We start from the raw sequence: 19,419 nt of genomic DNA, 5'->3' as shown, positions 1-19,419 counted from the left end.
ACCACCTTTCGCTGTTCAGAAGGTGCTGCTCTTTGCGATCTCCAGCGAGTTGACGAAATCCAGTGAACGCCGCAGCGCGCTCCGAATGGTGGCGATATCCACCGGCGCGCTCCGCCGTTGGGGATCACGGTGCTGCGGGCGCCGCAGCCGCAATGGCAGTTCGATGCTGACCGGCAGCGTCGCGGGAAGCGTTGCCCAGTACGGTTCGTAGCCGATCGAGCCGTCACCGATGGCGCAAAATGTCCATCCCTCCCCGGTGCTGACGACATCCTTCAGATGAGCATGCCCAACGGCATCGATGGCATCAGCGATATCTTGCGCCGGCTGCACCGTCTCGTTGCTGTAGGTAAAGACATTTCCGGCGTCGTGGTTCAGGCGCACGTGTCGCGATCCGATGTCCCGAATGAAGCTTGCCCCCATCCGGGCACTGCCGAGCAGATCGCCTTGGCCATGTCCGGGGTTTTCAAGCGCCAGGACGATGCCGACTTCCTCCAGCCTCGGCAGGAGGGCGTCAATCGTTTTGCGGATCGCCGCGCTGTTTCTCGCCGGGCCGGCATTGGTAATCAGGAAGGACGCGCCAAGACCGGCGGCAAAGCCGATGCGGCGGGACAAGGCGTCGACGGCATCGGCCCCCGACAGGTCGAGATGAGCCGACACGGCATTGATCCCCAGCCCGGCATGTTCCGCTGCCTGGCGCAACTTCGCGGCGTGCGCAGCCGCAAACATGCCTTCGTCGAAATCGACATAGCCGCGGATGAAGGCCGGCTCGACATGGAGGGCGCCGGCCGCCGCAATCTCCTCGAGGGCCAATTCCATGGGATAGCCATCGAAGAGCGCGGTCGATACCGAGGTCCGGCGCGGCGAAGGCAGGGCTCAGGCTCCCTTGCCGTAGACGATCAATTCCGAGGCTTCCTTGACCTTGGCAGGAGACAGCGCTTCGCGCCAATCGTCACGGACCACGACGCCCTTGGCGAACCGCATCAGGCGTAGCGCCGCATCGGACGGCACTTTCGGAGAGAAGCCGAACCACATGGCAATCTCGACGTTCAGATGGCCTATCAGGAAATCCATCGCGGCCTTCCTGGGAATGCCATATTTGCGTTCGCACTCCTCGACAGCCTCGACCATGGTGTCGACGAAGGGCATGGCCACCATTTCGGACAGGCCCGGCTCCAGGATCGCCAATTGTTCGACCGTGACGCGATGGCTGTCGATGATCGGCGACCACATGGCCCTGCACACTTCCTCGCCAAGCGCATAGTGCTCTTCCGGACCTTGCATCAGGGCACAGACGATCGATTGCCTGGCGATGCCGCCATGGTAATCGCGACGCGCGGCCCATTCCGTCTCTTCGCCGAACAGTGGCGGATGGCAGGGATGGCCGACGAAATAGGTGAGATCCGGCCGATCCGCGGGCAAGTCGCCGGCATAGGGCGCTGCCGCATCCAGAATGAGGATCATGGTGCCCGCGGCAAGCATCGGCGAGATCTGCCGCGCCACCTGGCCGATGATATTGTCCGGCAGGGCCATTACCACCACCTTGGCGCCGGGAATGCCCTCGTCCATGGCGACGGCGCCGATATCGGCCTCTCCCAGCCGCTTGCGGCCGGCCTCGCCGATCTCCACGGCGCGGACATCGTAGCCCGCTTCGATCAACTTGCGTGTCACGCGGAAGCCCATCTTCCCTCCGGCCCCAAGCACCGCCACGGATGTCGTCATTTGCTTTCTCTCCCATTTGCCTTGATGGCGCGCCGATGGCGCAGATTCAGCCGAACGCTTGCAGCGCGGCTTCGAGCTCCGGATGCGTGGCGGCATAGTCGCGTGCGGGAATCCCTGCCGCCGCGGCTTCGAAAGCATCATGCAGGCTTCGAACGCCGGCGGCCGGCCCGCCTGGATGCGCCATGATCCCGCCGCCGCAGCAATAGATGAAATCGTCCGAGCCGAGCCTCGTATAAGTCTCGGCTGCCTGCACAGCGGTCTGCCCGGACGAAAACACCGGCATGACCGTATCGGGACGGCCAGCCCGCTCGAACATCGGGGTGAGACAGCCATGGGCCGACGCCATCACCGATTCGTCCGGCTCGCAGAACTTGTTGGACAGCCCGTTGACGTGCATGTGGTCGATGCCCGCCAGACGCCAGAATTTCTGATAGGCGAGATAGCTCATGCCGAGATCGGGAGAGCGGCTGAAGAGGCCCCAGCCGGCCCGATGGCCGTGCAGCGCAACGGCGGAGTGGCGACGCATCTCGATGACGGCGGACAGGCCGACGGAATTCAGGACCAGCATGGCGCAGGTCCCGCCACGGCGCTCGATCAGATCCAGCTGGCGACGCATGGCGTCGATGTCACCGGAAATGTTGGCCGCATACATGACCTTGCGCCCGGTCCTGTCGGCGTGCCTGTCTATCACCGCCATGACCGCTTCGAACCGGTGTTCGAACGGCGAATGCGGAGGGTCTCCCATCAATTCGTCGTCCTTGATAAAATCAAGACCCGCGGCAATCAGCGTGTCGGCCAGGGCTGCCGTCTCCTGCGGGGTAAGACCAACGCTCGGCTTGACGATGGTGCCGATCAGCGGGCGCCCTTCGACGCTTGTCAGGCGACGCGTTCCCTCGACGGCGAAGGCCGGCCCTGGATAGGCATCCGCGAAGGCATCGGGAAAGGTAACGTCGAGGAGACGCATGGCCGAGAAATGATGCAGCTCGAACAGATTGCCGAGAACCGTCGACCAGACCGAAGCCAGCACTGTCCCCGTATTCTCGATGTTCCAGGAAAGGCCCACCTTGGCCCGGTGCGGCCTCACGGTCGCATTTTTTGGCGAGCGCGAGAACGGCAACGCCTCGCTGTCGACCTCGGCAACATCGCTGATGAATTCGACGCGGGCTCCGAACCTGCGCAGCAGCTCCGGCGTTTCTCCGGGTATGGCGCGGAAAGTCCCGCTTGATTGTTCGCCCGCCATCGCAGCCGCGGCAACCTCCAGCGGGTAGCGGGTTTCGATCAGATAGGTGGCGCGGAGGCGACCGGACAATGCAGGCTTCCCGACTGGAATGACGTTCACGGAGTGACCGTTAGCACCAAAAAGAAATCATGTCATCATATGAGTTTTCCCGGGCAAAAAATTTCGGCGGCCGCTCAGCCGGCGCCGCCGCCGGCCAGTTTCGAATAGAGCTCGTTGGCGCGGCCAATGTGGTCGGCCATTGCCGCGCTCGCGCCTTCCGGATCGCCGCCGGCGATTGCCTTGTAGATCCGCTCATGCTCCTCGACCGTCAGCCGCTCGGCGCCTTTCATCGCCACCAGATCCCGCTTGAAACGGGACAGCCATTCGAGCATTCCCTTCGCCACCGCCGCTATCATCGAATTGCCGCTCATCTCCGCAATGACGGCGTGGAACTCCATGTCGGCAGCTACAAACCGGGCTTGGTCGCCCTTTGCCTCGCGCAAATGACGCAAGGTCTCCGCGAGGCGTTCCAAACTCTTGGCCGTAGCGCGCCGCGTGGCTATCCGAACCAGGCCGGTTTCCAGCAAGAGCCTGACTTCCTTGAGTTCTTCAAGCCCGCGAGAGTTCGTCGCCAGCATCATGACCATCGCCGCTGAGACCTGATCGACGATGACATCAGGCGTCGGATTGATGACGCGGGCACGTTCTCCGTGCGAGATCCTGATAAGTCCCATCTGCTGCAGCGACAGCATCGCTTCCCTGATCGAGGGCCGGCCGACGCCGATCATCGTCATTAGTTCCTTTTCCGACGGCAATTGAGAGCCGGGCGGGAATTCGGACGTCGAGATTGCCGCCATCAGCCGGTCAAGCACCTCCACATACAATTTCTTTTTCTGGACCGGCTCCATCTGTCCCTCCCTGGGGTGTTCGCGGAACAATCGATCCCGAGTCGCGTCGGCAGACAAGGGTCGCGCCATCGATTGACATTACATATATGATGACCTAACGTCCGTCTACGGCCGACTTTGGACTGGTCACCAGTTGCTGGAGCAGGCCGGCTCCGTTTGGCCAAGGAAGAACGAAGCTGACGGCCGAGCTTCGTCTCGTCCTTAAATCGAAGGAGGTTTCGGCAATCGAGGTTCCGGTGCCCGCTTGCCTATTTGGTATGCTGGTATAACATGTAGCTGGTATGGCGTCTTTCGGAGGACGTCGTAACGGAATGGCAGAAGGCCGACGTATCGGCCGGTGTTTTTTGGGAGGAAAATATCATGAAGTTTTCAACCGTGGCGGCGCTTGCCGGCGCCGCGCTGGTCAGCGTCTCGGCTGTGCCGGCAATGGCGTCACCGGATGCGCCGGTGATCGCGCTCGCCAACGCCTATTACGGCAACACCTGGCGGCACCAGATGGTGGAGGCTTTCGAAGCCTCGGCCAAGGAAGCCAAGGCGGCCGGCCAGATTGCCGACTACATCGTCATGAACGGCGACGGCTCGGTGGCGCAGCAGAACAGCCAGATCGCCGAGCTGATCCTCAAGAAGGTCGACGTGCTCGCCGTCGATGCCGCATCGGAAACCGCGGTCAACGGGATCATCGAAAAAGCCTGCAAGGCCGGCATCATCGTCGTTTCGTTCGATTCGGTCGCCTCGGCGCCCTGCAACTACCAGCTCAACTTCGACTTCAAGGGCTACAAGGCAGCCCAGGCCGAGGCCGTCTTCAAGATGATCGGCGGCAAGGGCAACGTCATCCAGGTGCGCGGCGTCAAGGGTTCGGCGCCCGACAACGACATGTTCAACGCGCAACAGTCGGTGCTGGCCAAATATCCCGATATCAAGGTTGTCGCCACGGTCTATGGCCAGGCGACCGCGTCGGTCGCACAGGCGGCCATCGCCAACGTGCTGCCCTCCCTGCCGCATGTCGACGCCGTGCTCGCACAAGGCGGCAGCGACGATGTCGGCATCGCCCAGGCGTTCGTCCAGTATGGCGGCGACTATGCCGGCAAGATGCCGATCATCGAAGGCGGCGGCGGCACCGACTTCGTCAAATGGTGGGCCGAGGAGAACGCCAAGAACGGCTACCAGACGGTCTCGATGAACACCACGCCCGGTATTGGCGGCGCCGCGTTCTGGCTCGGCCTGTCGCTGCTCAAGGGCGCCAAGGCACCCAAGATGATGATCATGCCGGTGGCCACCGTCGATGCCGGCAACCTCAAGGAATATGCAAAGCTGCCTGGCGGCCAGATCATCAGCCCCAGCTATTCGCTCGACTGGGTCAAGCAGAACCTGCTGAGCAAGTAAGATTGGCAATGCCAGGGACCGGGCGCCGCGGAACGGCCGCGCCCGGTCCCTGCCCGTGAAGAAACGGAGGACGAATGTCCCATCTCGCCGTAGCCCCGGAAGGCGCAGCCGCCGCGGTGCTCGCCGATCCGACCCGGCAGAGCGTTGTTTCGCTTTCCGGGATCACCAAGAGCTTCGGACCGACGCTGGCGAATGCAGAGATCGACCTCGCCGTCTCCACCGGCGAGATCATCGGGCTGGTCGGCGGCAACGGCGCCGGCAAATCGACGCTGATGCGCATCCTGTGCGGGGCGATGTGGCCGACCCTGGGCTCGATTTCGTTTGCCGGCCAGAATATCGGCTTCGCCGGCTACGACACGGCGGAGGCACAGCGCCGCGGCATCCGCATGGTGCACCAGGAATTGTCGCTGTGCGCCAACCTCTCGGTGGCCGAAAACTTCTTCCTGGAAATTCCGGCGGATGCCGCCAACCGGCCGGGCTGGCGGGCACTCTACAGGGCGCGCGCCCGCTCGGCGCTGGACGCCGTCTTCCCCGCAAACGGCATCGATGTGAATGCCGAAGTCGGCCACCTCTCCATCGCCGAACGGCAAATGGTCGAGATTGCGCGCGCCGCCGCGACACCCGGTGTCAAGCTGATCGTTCTTGACGAACCGACCTCATCGCTCGATCTCGATCGCTCGAGACAGTTGCGGGCCTTCATCCGCGAGCGGGCCAAATCCGGCCTCGCCTTCATCTTCATCAGCCACAAGCTTCAGGAAATCATCGACATCGCCACTCAGGTGGTCGTGCTGCGCAATGGGCGCACCGCCTGGCGCGGCGATGTGGCCGATACGTCGATCGGCAAGCTGGTGCAGCTCATGGGAGGCGACGCCAACTCGATCCACCAGCACGGTACCGCCACCACCGGCAGCCGCGAAGCGCTGGTGCGACTGTCCGGGTTCCTGACGGCCGAACTCGGCCACGACATCGAGATCGGCCGCGGTGAAATCATCGGACTGGCAGGCCTCGAGGGCAGCGGCCAGAAAGAGTTGCTGCACGCAATCTTCAAGCCCGATTCCGGAACGGATGCGGCCGTCGCCAGGAACGGTGAAGCCGGTTTCATCGCGGGCGACCGCCAGAAGGAAGGCGTGTTCCCCTTGTGGAGCGTGCTGGGAAACATCAGCATCGGCGCTCTGGCGCGCCGCCCGGCGCTGGGCCTGGTCTCGGACCGCGCCAACCGCGCGGCAGCGGCCGACGCCGCCGGCCGGCTGCGGCTCGACGAGACCCGCTTCGGATCCAACATATTGGAGCTCAGCGGCGGCAACCAGCAGAAGGCGCTGGTTGCCCGGGCGCTCGTCGCCGACACGCCGATCGTCCTGCTCGACGACCCGACGCGCGGCGTCGACATCGCCACCAAGCAGGACTTCTACCGCCTCTGCGACGACATTGCGCGAGGCGGGCGCACGCTCATCTGGCACACGACCGAAGATGCCGAACTCCTGGCCTGCGACCGCGTGCTGGTGTTTTCAGGCGGCCGCATCGTCAAGGAACTGGCCGGCGAGGCGATCACGGAATCAGCCGTCGTTGGAGCGTCCTTTGCCCAGCAGACGGACAAAGCTGCCAGTGCGAGACGCAGCGGCGCTGTCGGCGCCGGGCTTGCCCGCAGGCTGGTGAACGCTGCCCCCTTCATCGGCCTCGCCGCCGTACTGGCCGTGATGATGTCGGCCAATCCGGCGGTCGCCTCCATTTTCGGGCTCGACCTCTTGCTGATGCCGGCGCTGTCGCTGGTGCTGGTGACCGCGGCGCAGATGTTCATCGTCGGCGGCAGCGAGATCGACCTCGGCGTCGGCGCGTTCGCGGGGCTCGTCAGCGTGCTCAGCGCCACGCTGCTCTACGACCAGCCGTGGCTCGGCGCCCTGGCGCTGGCGGCGGCGATCGCCGCCTATGCCGGGCTCGGCGGCCTGATCCAGGCGCGCAAGATCCCGGCCATCGTCGTCACGCTGGGCGCCTCCTTCATCTGGGTCGGGATAGGCTATGCGCTGCAGCCGACGCCCGGCGGCACCAGCCCCGAATGGCTGTCGGCAATGTTCAACTGGTCACTCGGCTTTGTGCCAACCTCGATCATCCTCATCGCCGCGGTGGCAATCGTGGTGTTCGTGATCGACCGGCTGCCCCTCGGCGTGGTGCTGCGCGGTTTCGGCAACAATCCGACCGCGATGATCCGTTCCGGCTGGTCGCCGACGCGCTACGCGCTGGTGCGCTATCTCGTCGCCGGGCTGTTCGCCGCCGCCGCCGGCCTGTCGCTGACGGCGATCAACACGGCGAGCGACATCAATTCCGGCAATTCGTTCACCCTGCTCAGCGTCGCCGCCGTGGTGATGGGCGGCTGTTCGCTGTTGGGCGGCGTCATCTCGCCGGTCGGCGCCGTCGCCGGCGCGGTCACGCTGGCGTTGATCGGCGCCCTGCTCGGCACGCTGAGCGTGAGCAGCGACTTCAATGCGGCGACGCAGGGATTGATCCTCATCGCCCTGCTGACCTTGCGCAGCCTGACCGCGGACCGCAGGAGCGAACAATGAACGCGCTTGCCGCCTTCAGCCCTTGGGCGCAGAAAAACCGCTGGATCTGGTCGGCGATCGGGGTGCTGCTGCTCTGGCTGGTGCTGTCCATCGTCACCAACCGCTTCAGCCTCTCCAGCCTGTCGGGCATCGTTCTGTCGGCCTCGTTCCTAACGGTCGTCGGCATCGGCCAGATGTTCGTCGTCACCACCGGGCGCGGCAATATCGACCTTTCCGTGGCCTCGGTGATCACGCTCAGCGCCTTCGTGGCGCTGCTGACCATCAAGGGCCAGGACGCCAACCTCGCCGTCGGCGTCGGCGCCGCGATCCTGCTCGGCCTTGCGGTCGGCGCTCTCAACGCGCTGCTCGTCGTCGGGCTGAACATACCGGCCATCATCGCCACGCTGGCGACGGGCTATGTGCTGGCAACCGCAACGCTGCTGTCGAACCGCGCGATATCGGGCTTCGCCGTCAGTCCGCTGTTGAAGACGCTGGCGACGGGCCGTGTCGCGGGCGTGCCGATCATGGCAGTCATCGCCATCCTGGGCGTCGCCGCAACGTCGTTCGTGCTACGCTATACCGTTTACGGGCAACTGCTCTCGGCAGTCGGCCAGAACCGCGCGGCGGCGCGGCTAGCAGCGATCCGCAACAACCGGGTCATCGCCTCGGCCTTCATCATCTCCTCGGTGCTGGCCTCGCTCAACGGGCTGCTGCTGGGTGCCTATATCGGCGGCGCCTTTCTTGAAATGGGCCAGCCCTATCTCCTGCAATCCATCGCCGCGGTGGTGCTGGGCGGGACGCTGATCTTCGGCGGCTCCGCGACGGCGCTCGGCACATTGTTCGCCAGCATCCTTTTGATCCTCATCGTCACCACCATGCAGATCATCGGCCTGCCGCCCGGCGCTCAGGACATCGTCCAGGGCATCGTCGTCATTTTCGTGCTGGCGCTGGCCGGCCGGCAGGTGCTGTCGCGGCGCGCCGCCATCGACCCTGCCGCCATCGAGAGCGCAGCCGGCGACGGCACGGCGAAACCTAAGGCGGGCGCTGCGGCAATTAGGCCGCAGTGACAATGATTTCTCTTGCCAAGATGGTAGAGTGATCATACCAGTATATAAGGTGACGATTGGCGAGACCATCGTTCAATATTTAGGAGCAAAGCTAGATGACGACGATCGCGCTGTTCGGTGCCGGCGGCAAAATGGGCTACCGCCTTTCGACCAATTTCCGCGGCTCGCCCTATACGATCCGCCATGTCGAGGTCAGCGAGGCCGGGCGCGAGCGGCTGAAGACCGGGCTTGGCTTCGATACGGTCGGTGCCGACGAGGCGCTGGACGGCGCCGAGGTGGTGATCCTGGCAGTTCCGGACACCCATATCGGCAAGGTCGCGGCAAGCATCGAAAGCAAGCTTGCGCCGGGCACGATGGTGATCGTTCTCGATGCCGCGGCGCCGTTTGCCGGCCATTTGCCTGATCGTCCCGACCTGACCTACTTCGTCACCCACCCCTGCCATCCGCCGATCTTCAACGACGAAACCGACATGGCGGCCAAGAAAGATTATTTCGGCGGCGTCAAGGCCAAGCAGCACATGGTCAGCGCACTGATGCAGGGACCGGAAGCGGACTACGCCAAGGGCGAGGCCATTGCCAAGATCATCTGGGCGCCGGTGATGCGCTCGCACCGCGTCTCCGTCGAACAGATGGCGCTGCTCGAGCCCGGCCTTTCGGAGACCGTGTGCGCCTCGCTGCTGGTGGTCATGAAGGAAGCTGTCGACGAGGTCGTGGCGCGCGGCGTCGACCAGCAGGCGGCCCTCGATTTCCTGCTCGGCCACATGAATGTGCTCGGCGCCGTAATCTTCGGCGAAACCAAAGGTGTGTTCTCCGACGCCTGCAACAAGGCCATCGAATTCGGCAAGCCGGTGCTGATGCGCGACGACTGGAAGCGGGTCTTCGAACCGGAAGAGATCGCAGCCAGCATCCAGCGGATTACCTGAGCGGGCCGCCGCTTAGATACAGATCACCTGAATTAGTGGTTGACTCATTATACCAGTTAGCTTTAGCTGTTCCCGGACTCGGATCGGTCATGCTTCGTTGGAAGTTTGAAGTTGATGCGAGTGAGGACGGCGGGAGCGGAGCGAGGAGCAGTTCGGATGACAGCCGGCGATCGGCTCTGAAATCCGGGCGGCGCGCTGCCGGCCCTGCCTGACGAATTCAATCGTAGATAGAGGCCTCGAAACGATCGAGGCAGGGGTTTCAACGGGAGGACTTCATGAAACTGACACGTAGAATGACGCTTGCCGCCTTCGCAGGCGTGCTGGCACTCGGCACGGCGATGCCCGCCTACGCGGCGGATCTCATCGCCATCATCACCCCATCGCACGACAATCCCTTCTTCAAGGCGGAAGCCGTCGGCGCCGAAGCCAAGGCCAAGGAATTGGGCTACGAGGCGCTGGTGCTGGTGCATGACGACGACGCCAACAAGCAGTCCGAACTGATCGACACCGCGATCGGCCGCGGCGCGAAGGCGATCATCCTCGATAATGCCGGTGCCGACGCCACCGTCGCCGCCGTGCAGAAGGCCAAGGAGGCCGGCGTCCCCTCCTTCCTTATCGACCGCGAGATCAACGCCACCGGCGTCGCGGTGGCTCAGATCGTCTCCAACAACTACCAGGGCGCCCAGCTCGGCGCGCAGGAATTCGTCAAGCTGATGGGCGAGAAGGGTAATTTCGTGGAGCTGGTCGGCAAGGAATCCGACACCAATGCCGGCATCCGCTCCAAGGGCTATCACGACGTCATCGACGACTATCCGGACCTGAAGATGGTCGCGCAGCAATCGGCCAATTGGAGCCAGACCGAGGCCTATTCCAAGATGGAATCGATCCTGCAGGCCAATCCTGACATCAAGGGCGTCATCTCCGGCAACGACACGATGGCGATGGGCGCCTATGCGGCGCTTGCCGCGGCCGGCCGCAAGGACGTCATCGTCGTTGGCTTCGACGGATCGAACGACGTGCGCGATTCCATCACCTCGGGCGGCATCAAGGCGACGGTGCTGCAGCCGGCCTATGCCCAGGCGCAGATGGCGGTCGAACAGGCCAACGACTTCATCAAGAACAAGAAGTCGCCCGAGAAGGAAAAGCAGCTGATGGACTGCGTGCTCATCAATGGCGACAATGCCGCCAAGCTGGAAACCTTCGCGCTCAAGAACTGAGCCGGCGCAACGCGAACAGCGGGGGGCGAACCGAGGTTCGTCCCTCGCTCCTTTTCACCAGGATGCCTCGACCGCCATGCAGAAAAAGCCGAGTTGGCCGATCCTTGCCCTGACCGCCGGCATCGCGCTCAGCGCCTGCAAGATCCTTCCGACGCCATCGGCGCAAGGCGACGGCAATGCCTCCGCCTTCAACCCTGACAAGATGGTCGAGGACATCTGGGCGGCGAAAGTCATTCCCTATCTGCAGCAGAAGGCTGGACCGTTCGCCGAGGTCCATGCGCTGGCGAAGACCGATCCGGCCGCGGCCGGCGCCAAATACGGCAATCCGAAGAAGCAGGCGAATTCGCCATGGACGTTCGCCGTGCGCGTCGAGGGCAAGATCGTCGCGGCAAACACGCAGTCGCGCGCGGCCACCATCGATGTCGACGCCGACGGTGACGGCAAGGCGGACGCGCGCGTTCAGATCGGGCCGGCGATGCGCGGCACGGCACTGCGCGACAGCCTCGACTTCGTCCAGTTCAACGACTTCACCAACCAGATCGACTTCGCCCAGTTCGGCAAGGCTTTCAACGCCCATGCGGCCAAGACGATGCTCTCCAAGCTGCCGCGCGAGGCGCTGGAAGGCCGCACCGCCAAGGTGCTCGGCGCCTATACGATCGAAGGCGGCCAGGACCTGCCGCTGGTGACGCCGGCTGAGGCCGAGATCGGGCCGAAGCCATGAGCCAGGCCAATGGCCATGACGTCATCCTCAAGCTGGAGGATGTCTCGAAAGTCTATGCCGGCACGGTCGCGGTCAAGCAGGCGAATTTCGAAGTGCGCAAGGGCGCGGTCAACGTGCTGGTCGGCGAAAACGGCGCCGGCAAGTCGACGCTGATGAAGATCATCGCCGGCGTCGAGCAGCCGACCGTAGGGCGCATCCTGCTCGAAGGCGAAGAGGTCTCTTTCTCGTCGTCGGGAGATGCGGTCGACCGCGGCATCGGCATGGTGTTCCAGGAGCTGAACCTGTTCGGCAACCTGTCGGTCGCCGAGAACATCTTCGCCACGCGCGAGATCACCAACCGCTTCCGCAAGATCGACCGCAAGGAACAGGAGCGCCGGGCCGGTGAATTCCTGGAGCGGCTGGAAGCCGGCATCCGGCCCGACATGCTGGTCGAGGATCTGCGCATCGGCCAGCAGCAACTGGTCGAGATCGCCAAGGCGGTTTCGCTCGACGCCAAGATCCTCATCATGGACGAGCCGACCTCGGCGCTGAGCGCCGCCGAAGTCGAGATCCTGTTCAAGGTGATCGCCGACCTCAAGGCGCGCGGCGTCGCCATCGTCTACATCTCCCACCGGCTGGAGGAACTGATCCGCATCGGCGACTACATCACCGTGCTGCGCGACGGCCGCATCACCGGCCAGGAGCAGATGAAAAACGTCGATACGCAGTGGATCGTGCGGCAGATGATCGGCTCGGACGCCAAGGACTTCGCCAAGGCCGACGGCCATGTGCCGGGCGCGGAAATCTTCCGCGCCGAGGAGATCTGCCTGCCACGCGTCACCGGCGGGCTGGCGGTCGACCACGTCTCGCTGTCGCTGCGCGCCGGCGAGATTCTCGGCATATACGGGCTGATGGGCGCGGGGCGCAGCGAGCTGTTCGACTGCATCATGGGCCGTCACGGCCATGCCAGCGGCAGGATCTTCATCGCCGGAAAGCAGGTGAAGGATCGCGACACGACGCGCCGCATCCAGCGAGGGCTGGCCTTGATCCCCGAGGACCGCCAGCGCGAGGGCCTGGTGTCGATCCTGTCGGTCGCCAGCAACCTGACGATGGCGAGCCTGTCGCGCTTCGTGCGCCTGTTTCACATCCGAGGCGGCGCCGAGCGGCAGGCCGTGATGCAGATGGTGCGGGAACTCGCAATCAAGGTCGCCGACCCGGCGCAGGAGGTCTCGTCGCTGTCGGGCGGCAACCAGCAGAAGGTGGTGATCGGCAAGGCGCTGCTCACCGGACCGAAAGTGCTTCTGATGGACGAGCCCAGCCGCGGCATCGATGTCGGCGCCAAGGCCGATGTCTTCCGCACCATGCGCAAGCTTTCGCGCGACGGGCTGGGCATCCTGTTCGCCACCTCGGACCTCGATGAGGTGATGGCGCTGTCCGACCGCATCGCGGTGATGAGCAATGGCAGATTGACCGGCATGTTCGACCGCGCCGAAGCGACGGAGGCGGCGATCGTCGCCGCGTCCGCGCTGGGCCACGGACCGGCCGCACATGGGGAGCAACGCTGATGACTGACATTCCGGCCAGGGCGGCCGCTTCCTCCGCCTCCAGCGGCTCGGCGCTGCTGACGCTGATGAAGCTCAGAACCTTCATTGCGCTGATCGCTGTGCTGGTGTTCTTCTCGATCGCCGCGCCGAACTTCCTGTCGGCCGCCAATCTGATCCTGATGGCCAAGCACGTGGCGCTCAATGCCTTTCTCGCCATGGGCATGACCTTCGTCATCATCACCGGCGGCATCGACCTTTCGGTTGGCTCGATCGTCGGCCTGTGCGGCATGGTGGCCGGCTACGTCGTGCTCAACGGCATCGACCTGCAGATCGGCTACACCATCTATTTCAATGTCGTCGAGATCGCCTTGATCACGCTCGCGGTCGGCATGCTGATCGGCGCCGTCAACGGGCTGCTGATCACCAGGCTCAACGTCGCGCCCTTCATCGCCACGCTCGGCGTGCTCTATGTGGCGCGCGGCTTCGCGCTGCTTTCCTCCGACGGCCGCACTTTCCCCAATCTCGTCGGCAAGCCGGAACTCGGCACCACCGGCTTCGGCTTCCTGGGTGCCGGCCGGCTGCTCGGCCTGCCGGTCTCGATCTGGATCCTGATCGTGGTGGCGCTGGGGGCGGCCTATCTCGCCCGCTACACGCCGCTTGGCCGCCACATCTTCGCCGTCGGCGGCAATGAGCGCGCCGCGCGCATCTCGGGCGTGCGCGTCAACATGGTCAAGATGTTCGTCTACATGTTCTCCGGCTTCTGCGCGGCAATCGTCGGGCTGATCATCTCGTCGGAGCTGATGGCCTCGCATCCGGCGACGGGCGAGAGCTTTGAGCTCAACGCCATCGCCGCGGCGGTGCTTGGCGGCACTTCGATGTCGGGCGGCCGCGGCACGATCGGCGGCACCATCGTCGGCGCCTTCGTCATCGGCATCCTTTCGGACGGACTGGTGATGATGGGCGTGAGCTCGTTCTGGCAGATGGTGATCAAGGGCCTCGTCATCATCGTCGCCGTCGTCGTCGACCAGGCGCAGCGCCGGCTGCAGCAGCGCGTTACCCTGATGCAGATGGCAAAGGCGGGCTGAGCATGGCGGAGTTGCGTGGAGCGCTGATCGGTTGCGGCTTCTTCGCGGTCAACCAGATGCATGCCTGGCGCGACATAGAGGGCGCCTCGATCGTCGCCATCTGCGACCGCGATCCGGAGCGGTTGCGGATCGTCGGCGACCAGTTCGGCGTGGCGCGGCGCTACACCGATGCGGCGGAACTTTTCACCGCCGAGACGCTCGACTTCGTCGACATCGCCACCACTGTCGGCAGCCATCGACCGCTGGTCGAGATGGCGGCCGCGCATGGTGTTCCCGTCATCTGCCAGAAGCCGTTCGCGCCGACGCTTGGCGATGCCAAGGCGATGGTCGCGGCCTGTGCCAAGGCCGGCGTGCCGCTTATGGTGCATGAGAACTTCCGCTGGCAGTCGCCGATCCAGGCGGTGCGCGCCCTGCTCGACAAGGGCGAGATCGGCACGCCGTTCTTCGGCCGCATCTCCTTCCGCTCCGGCTATGACGTGTTTTCCGGCCAGCCCTATCTGGCGACCGGAAAACGCTTCATCATCGAGGACCTCGGCATCCACATCCTCGACATCGCCCGCTTCCTGCTCGGCGACGTCACGAGCCTGACCGCGCGGACCACACGCATCAACCCCGCGATCGCCGGCGAGGATGTGGCGACGATGCTCATGGATCATGCCGGCGGCGCCACGTCGGTTGTCGATTGCAGCTATGCGACCAAGCTTGCCACCGAGCCGTTCCCGGAAACACTTATCGAGCTCGACGGCGTCGACGGCACGATCCGGCTGGCGCAGGGCTACCGGCTGACCGTCACCGGCAAGAGCGGAACCAGAGTGAGCGATGTCTCGCCGCCGCTCCTGCCCTGGGCCTCGCGGCCATGGCACAACATCCAGGAAAGCGTGCTGGCCATCCAGCGGCACTGGGTCGACTGCCTTGTCGGCGGCAAGGAGCCGGCGACCTCGGGCGCCGACAATCTGAAGACATTCGCCCTGGTCGAGGCCGCCTATGCGGGTGCTGCGAGCCGCGAACCGGTGCAGATCGAAGCCTTGCTGCAATGACGGCCGACGTGTTCGATCTTTACGGCACACGGGCGGCCGAAGCGGCACCGATCCTGCTGCAGGCGGGCGCGCTGAGTGCCGAGCTGGTCAATGGCAATCTGCGCACAATCCGGCATGCCGGCACCGAAGTGCTGCGCGCCATCGCCTATATCGTACGCGACCGCGACTGGGGCACTTATGAGCCGGAGCTGACGGACCTGACCATCGACCAGAAGGTCGACCGTTTCTCGGTAAGCTATGAGGCGAATTGCACCGGCCCGGGCGGCAGCAGCCTGCGCTTCCACGCGACGATCGAAGGCTCCGCCGACGGCAGGCTGGTCTTCGATGTGACAACGCTGCCGGAGAGCGATTTCGAGACCAACCGCTGCGGCTTCTGCATCCTGCATCCGATCGCCGGCCTCGCCGGCAGCCCGGTGACGGTGGAGCACACCGATGGCAGGGTGGTGGACACGGAACTGCCTGATCTGATCGACCCATGGCAGCCCTTCAAGGACCTGCGTGCCATCACCCATGCAGTGCGTCCCGGCGTCAGCGCCGAATGCAGGATGGAAGGCGATACTTTCGAAATGGAGGACCAGCGCAACTGGTCGGACGCCTCCTACAAGACCTATGTGCGGCCGCTGGCCTTGCCGTGGCCCTATGTGCTGCCGGCCGGCGAACCGCTGCGCCAGACGGTGAGCCTGCGCCTCACCGGCGGCGCCGGGATGCCCGCCGCGACCGCGAGTGCCGAACCGGTCCGCATCGAACTCGGCGAGACCGGGCCGAGGCTGCCCGATGTCGGCGTGATCGTCTATCCCGAGGACGTAGAGGCAACGCTGGCCGAACTGCCGATGCTCGCAAGGCTCGGTCCGCAGCAACTCCTGTTCCACTTCGATCCGACGCGCGGCCACGGCCTGGACGCGCTGCGCGCCCATGCCCGGCTCGCCGCGGCGCATCCCGCCTCGACCACGCTCGAATGCGTGGTGGCCTGCACGGGCGACCTCGATGCCGAATTCTCCGATGTCGCCGATATGGTGCGCCGGGTCGGCCTGCGGCTCGATGCGGTTGCCGTCTCGCCTTCGGTCGACCGCCAGTCGACGCCGCCGGGCAGCGCCTGGCCGGCATGCCCGCCGCTGGAAGAAATCTATGCCGCGGCGCGGCGCGCCTTTCCCGGGATCCGCCTCGGCGGCGGCATGTTCAGCTATTTCACCGAGCTCAACCGTAAGCGCGTGCCCGCCGACCAACTCGATTTCGTCACGCACTGCACCTGTCCGATCGTTCACGCCGCCGACGATCTCAGCGTCATGCAATCGCTGGAGGCGCTGCCCTTCATCACCCGGTCGACCCGGGCGATCTTCGGCGACAAGCCTTACCGGATCGGCCCGTCGACCATTGCCATGCGACAGAACCCCTATGGCGGTGCGACCAAGGACAATTTTGCCGGCCAACGCATTGCCATGGCGAACCGTGATCCCCGCCATGCCGCGCAGTTTGCCGCCGCCTGGACCATTGGCTATGCCGCGCGCGTCGCGCCGGCCGGGCTGGAGATGCTGACACTGTCCAGCATCACCGGACCATTCGGCGTGCTGGCCGCATCCGGCGAACCTGTCGCCGAGGGATCGCCGCGGCCGATTTTCCGGGCCGTCCAAGGGCTTTGCGAACTGGCTGGGCTCGCGCATGTTGCCGCGAAAACAAGCGACGAGACGCGTGTTGCGGCGCTGGCCGGTCGCGCCGCCTCGGGCGACATTGCCGTCTGGCTGGCGAACCTGACGGCGAACGACGTCCCGGTTGATGTTTCGGCACTGGGTCAGGGCCATCTTACGATGTCGCCCTACGCCATTGTCCGGGTTGGCTAGAGCTACTTATCGGAATTCATCACATAGAGCGCACGCGAGCGTTCGAGATGCTTGATCATCGCCTTTTCGGCGCCGTCGGCATCACGGTGCTCAATGCGGTCGATGATCTCCTCATGCTCGGTAAGCGTGTATTGTTCCTTGCCGGTCCAGATCAGCATCTCGGTGTGGTATTCCTTCAGCCAGCCGAGCGTGGCTTCGCTGACGGCGACATAGATCGGATTGCCCGATATCGCCGATATCTGGGTGTGGAACTTCATGTCGGCGGAGATGAAGGCTTCGGAATCACCGCGCGCGGCGCGCTGCTCGGCCACCGTTGCCCTGAGCCGCTGCACATCCTCGGCGGTCGCCTTTTCCGCGGCTTCCCTGACCATGCCGCGCTCGAAGAAGATGCGCGCCGTCTTCAGGTGCTCCAGCGTGTCCCTGGATGAAGACAGGATGATCTTGGCCGCGCCGTCGACCTGCTTGATGATCGATTTGGCGGTTAGTTGCAGCACCTTGGCGCGCTCGCCATGCGAGATGGCGACCAGTCCCATATTGCTCAGCGCCTGCATGGCCTCGCGGATCGCCGGCCGGCCGACCTCGAAGCGCTCCATCAACTCGCGTTCGGACGGCATGTCGTCGCCCGGCTGCAGCTCGCCGCTGGTGATCAGCCGCTTCAGCCTTGCAAAGACTTCGTCGGAAAGTTTGCGCCGGACGATCGGCTCCGAACGGTTCATCGTGACGAATCACTCCCTGGCCCGGTTCCTGTTTAGCATTCCAGGCAGGATTACCGGAATGCCTGCGCCTGGAGCGGTCCCGCGATTTCATGCAATCGCCAAGCCGCGCCAGCTGTTTGTTCCAGGCATTCCGAACGAAAAACGCCGCTCATTTCCCGGAATTGCCGAAGCCGGCCCTCTTGCCGAAGTCGGATATTGCTTGCAATACTTAGGTACTCATTATACCAGATTTCCTGCGCGACAAAACTTTTTTCGAACCCTTTTCGAGCGGCCGACAGACCATGATCACGCTTACCTATCGCATCGAAACCTCTGGCAGCATCGAAGCGCTGGCGGCCAAGATCGCGAGCGACCAGTCGACCGGCACCTTCGTCCCACTGCCCGGCGAGACCGAGGAATTAAAGGCGCGTGTGGCGGCTCGTGTGCTGGCGATCAGGCCCCTGCCCGATGCCGAGCAGCCGTCGCTTCCCGGATCCGGGAATGGCCCCTTCCGGCGCGCCGATGTCGATATCGGCTTCCCGTTCGACGCCATCGGCACCGACCTGTCGGCGTTGATGACGATCGCCATCAGCGGCACCTATTCGATCAGGGGCCTGTCCGGTATCCGGGTCATCGACATGAAGCTGCCGGAACAATACCGGGGCGCCCATCCCGGCCCGCAATTCGGCGTTGCCGGCAGCCGCAGGCTGACCGGGGTCGAGGGCCGTCCCATCATCGGCACCATCGTCAAGCCGGCGCTTGGCCTCAGGCCGCACGAGACAGCCGCGATGGTGGGCGAACTGATCGAAGCCGGCGTCGATTTCATCAAGGACGACGAGAAGCTGATGAGCCCGGCCTATTCGCCGCTCGCTGAGCGGGTGAAGGCGATCATGCCGCTGATCCGTGACCACGAGCAAAAGACCGGCAAGAAAGTAATGTACGCCTTCGGAATCTCGCATGCCGATCCCGACGAGATGATGCGCAACCACGATCTGGTGCTGGAAGCCGGCGGCAATTGCGCGCTCGTCAACATCAACTCCATCGGATTCGGCGGCATGGCTTTCCTCAGGAAGCGCTCCGGGCTGGCGCTGCATGCGCACCGCAATGGCTGGGACATTCTCACCCGCCATCCCGGCCTCGGCATGGATTTCAAGGTATGGCAGCAATTCTGGCGGCTGCTCGGCGTCGACCAGTTCCAGATCAACGGTATCGGCTCGAAATACTGGGAGCCGGACGATTCTTTCATCCGCTCTTTCGAAGCGGTGACCACGCCGCTGTTTTCATCATACGATTGCGCGCTGCCCGTGGCCTGCTCCGGCCAATGGGGCGGCCAGGCGCCCGAGACCTATGAGCGCACCGGCCGCACGGTCGATCTCCTCTATCTCTGCGGCGGCGGCATCGTCAGCCATCCGGACGGGCCCGGCGCCGGGGTGCGCGCGGTGCTGCAAGCGTGGCAGGCCGCGGTCGAGGGCATTGCCCTCGACGAATTCGCGCGCGACCATGCCGAGCTGGCACGCTCGATCGAGAAATTCAGCGACGGCAAGGCGGCCTGA

General features: G+C 64.5%; 16 protein-coding genes. 11 read left to right on the top strand and 5 right to left on the bottom strand.

Annotated elements, in window-relative coordinates; genetic code table 11:
- Window positions 1–15 precede the first annotated feature (15 nt).
- The 4 genes from FJ940_RS05285 to nanR all read right to left on the bottom strand — a co-directional run bounded on the left by FJ940_RS05285 (window position 16) and on the right by nanR (window position 3,846).
- A complete protein-coding gene (locus FJ940_RS05285; RefSeq protein WP_140655666.1) occupies window positions 16–816 on the bottom strand; it encodes a sugar phosphate isomerase/epimerase in 801 nt (266 codons plus the stop codon).
- Window positions 817–873: 57 nt separating this feature from the next.
- Window positions 874–1,719 carry a phosphogluconate dehydrogenase C-terminal domain-containing protein gene (locus FJ940_RS05280; RefSeq protein WP_140655663.1) on the bottom strand — a complete coding sequence of 282 codons (846 nt, stop codon included), beginning with the start codon at window positions 1,717–1,719 and terminating at the stop codon, window positions 874–876.
- A 46-nt stretch (window positions 1,720–1,765) separates the two neighbouring features.
- Window positions 1,766–3,028, bottom strand: coding sequence for a ribulose-bisphosphate carboxylase large subunit family protein (locus FJ940_RS05275; RefSeq protein WP_181169532.1), 1,263 nt, complete (start codon window positions 3,026–3,028; stop codon window positions 1,766–1,768).
- Between the two features lie 104 nt (window positions 3,029–3,132).
- A complete protein-coding gene (gene nanR, locus FJ940_RS05270; RefSeq protein ID WP_140497819.1) occupies window positions 3,133–3,846 on the bottom strand; it encodes a transcriptional regulator NanR in 714 nt (237 codons plus the stop codon).
- A 360-nt stretch (window positions 3,847–4,206) separates the two neighbouring features.
- Between nanR and FJ940_RS05265 the strand changes: the two genes are divergently transcribed.
- The 10 genes from FJ940_RS05265 to FJ940_RS05220 all read left to right on the top strand — a co-directional run bounded on the left by FJ940_RS05265 (window position 4,207) and on the right by FJ940_RS05220 (window position 17,171).
- Window positions 4,207–5,229 (top strand): ABC transporter substrate-binding protein, encoded by a 1,023-nt coding sequence (locus tag FJ940_RS05265; protein WP_140520883.1) that lies wholly within the window; start codon window positions 4,207–4,209, stop codon window positions 5,227–5,229.
- Between the two features lie 74 nt (window positions 5,230–5,303).
- Window positions 5,304–7,784 carry an ATP-binding cassette domain-containing protein gene (locus FJ940_RS05260; protein ID WP_140655657.1) on the top strand — a complete coding sequence of 827 codons (2,481 nt, stop codon included), beginning with the start codon at window positions 5,304–5,306 and terminating at the stop codon, window positions 7,782–7,784.
- Window positions 7,781–8,830 carry an ABC transporter permease gene (locus FJ940_RS05255; protein WP_140655654.1) on the top strand — a complete coding sequence of 350 codons (1,050 nt, stop codon included), beginning with the start codon at window positions 7,781–7,783 and terminating at the stop codon, window positions 8,828–8,830. Before FJ940_RS05260 ends, FJ940_RS05255 begins: the two co-directional genes overlap by 4 nt.
- A gap of 95 nt (window positions 8,831–8,925) precedes the next feature.
- A complete protein-coding gene (locus FJ940_RS05250; RefSeq protein ID WP_140655651.1) occupies window positions 8,926–9,753 on the top strand; it encodes a phosphogluconate dehydrogenase C-terminal domain-containing protein in 828 nt (275 codons plus the stop codon).
- A gap of 275 nt (window positions 9,754–10,028) precedes the next feature.
- Complete coding sequence (locus tag FJ940_RS05245; protein ID WP_140559315.1) at window positions 10,029–10,970, top strand: D-ribose ABC transporter substrate-binding protein; 942 nt, start codon at window positions 10,029–10,031, stop codon at window positions 10,968–10,970.
- Window positions 10,971–11,046: 76 nt separating this feature from the next.
- Complete coding sequence (locus tag FJ940_RS05240; RefSeq protein WP_140655649.1) at window positions 11,047–11,691, top strand: DUF2291 family protein; 645 nt, start codon at window positions 11,047–11,049, stop codon at window positions 11,689–11,691.
- Window positions 11,688–13,235: a sugar ABC transporter ATP-binding protein gene (locus FJ940_RS05235; protein WP_140580676.1), complete on the top strand. Its 1,548-nt coding sequence runs from the start codon at window positions 11,688–11,690 to the stop codon at window positions 13,233–13,235. Before FJ940_RS05240 ends, FJ940_RS05235 begins: the two co-directional genes overlap by 4 nt.
- On the top strand, window positions 13,235–14,299 hold the full coding sequence (locus FJ940_RS05230; RefSeq protein ID WP_140655646.1) for an ABC transporter permease: 1,065 nt from the start codon (window positions 13,235–13,237) through the stop codon (window positions 14,297–14,299). The genes FJ940_RS05235 and FJ940_RS05230 overlap by 1 nt, the downstream gene beginning before the upstream one ends.
- A gap of 2 nt (window positions 14,300–14,301) precedes the next feature.
- A complete protein-coding gene (locus FJ940_RS05225; protein ID WP_140580673.1) occupies window positions 14,302–15,336 on the top strand; it encodes a Gfo/Idh/MocA family oxidoreductase in 1,035 nt (344 codons plus the stop codon).
- Window positions 15,333–17,171, top strand: coding sequence for a hypothetical protein (locus tag FJ940_RS05220; protein ID WP_140649024.1), 1,839 nt, complete (start codon window positions 15,333–15,335; stop codon window positions 17,169–17,171). The genes FJ940_RS05225 and FJ940_RS05220 overlap by 4 nt, the downstream gene beginning before the upstream one ends.
- Before the next feature lie 2 nt (window positions 17,172–17,173).
- On the opposite strand, the gene FJ940_RS05215 is transcribed toward FJ940_RS05220, so the two are convergent.
- Complete coding sequence (locus FJ940_RS05215; protein ID WP_140514647.1) at window positions 17,174–17,887, bottom strand: transcriptional regulator NanR; 714 nt, start codon at window positions 17,885–17,887, stop codon at window positions 17,174–17,176.
- 281 nt (window positions 17,888–18,168) lie between these two features.
- Here FJ940_RS05215 and oiaX point away from each other — a divergent pair, with 281 nt between their 5' ends.
- Window positions 18,169–19,419 (top strand): 3-oxo-isoapionate-4-phosphate decarboxylase OiaX, encoded by a 1,251-nt coding sequence (gene oiaX, locus FJ940_RS05210; RefSeq protein ID WP_140564331.1) that lies wholly within the window; start codon window positions 18,169–18,171, stop codon window positions 19,417–19,419.

This window comes from Mesorhizobium sp. B2-3-7 (assembly GCF_006442695.1).
Lineage (GTDB): Bacteria > Pseudomonadota > Alphaproteobacteria > Rhizobiales > Rhizobiaceae > Mesorhizobium.
Note: the sequence above shows the minus strand (reverse complement) of the source record. Positions and strands in the feature narration are given on the sequence as shown.

Excerpts from the sequence above, each read along its gene's own strand:
- FJ940_RS05245 (WP_140559315.1), top strand. The coding sequence starts at position 10,029 with ATGAAACTGACACGTAGAATGACGCTTGCCGCCTTCGCAGGCGTGCTG.
- FJ940_RS05240 (WP_140655649.1), top strand. The coding sequence starts at position 11,047 with ATGCAGAAAAAGCCGAGTTGGCCGATCCTTGCCCTGACCGCCGGCATC.
- FJ940_RS05285 (WP_140655666.1), bottom strand. The coding sequence starts at position 816 with ATGGAATTGGCCCTCGAGGAGATTGCGGCGGCCGGCGCCCTCCATGTC.
- FJ940_RS05230 (WP_140655646.1), top strand. The coding sequence starts at position 13,235 with ATGACTGACATTCCGGCCAGGGCGGCCGCTTCCTCCGCCTCCAGCGGC.
- oiaX (WP_140564331.1), top strand. The coding sequence starts at position 18,169 with ATGATCACGCTTACCTATCGCATCGAAACCTCTGGCAGCATCGAAGCG.
- FJ940_RS05250 (WP_140655651.1), top strand. The coding sequence starts at position 8,926 with ATGACGACGATCGCGCTGTTCGGTGCCGGCGGCAAAATGGGCTACCGC.
- FJ940_RS05280 (WP_140655663.1), bottom strand. The coding sequence starts at position 1,719 with ATGACGACATCCGTGGCGGTGCTTGGGGCCGGAGGGAAGATGGGCTTC.
- FJ940_RS05260 (WP_140655657.1), top strand. The coding sequence starts at position 5,304 with ATGTCCCATCTCGCCGTAGCCCCGGAAGGCGCAGCCGCCGCGGTGCTC.
- FJ940_RS05220 (WP_140649024.1), top strand. The coding sequence starts at position 15,333 with ATGACGGCCGACGTGTTCGATCTTTACGGCACACGGGCGGCCGAAGCG.
- FJ940_RS05235 (WP_140580676.1), top strand. The coding sequence starts at position 11,688 with ATGAGCCAGGCCAATGGCCATGACGTCATCCTCAAGCTGGAGGATGTC.
- nanR (WP_140497819.1), bottom strand. The coding sequence starts at position 3,846 with ATGGAGCCGGTCCAGAAAAAGAAATTGTATGTGGAGGTGCTTGACCGG.
- FJ940_RS05265 (WP_140520883.1), top strand. The coding sequence starts at position 4,207 with ATGAAGTTTTCAACCGTGGCGGCGCTTGCCGGCGCCGCGCTGGTCAGC.
- FJ940_RS05225 (WP_140580673.1), top strand. The coding sequence starts at position 14,302 with ATGGCGGAGTTGCGTGGAGCGCTGATCGGTTGCGGCTTCTTCGCGGTC.
- FJ940_RS05255 (WP_140655654.1), top strand. The coding sequence starts at position 7,781 with ATGAACGCGCTTGCCGCCTTCAGCCCTTGGGCGCAGAAAAACCGCTGG.
- FJ940_RS05215 (WP_140514647.1), bottom strand. The coding sequence starts at position 17,887 with ATGAACCGTTCGGAGCCGATCGTCCGGCGCAAACTTTCCGACGAAGTC.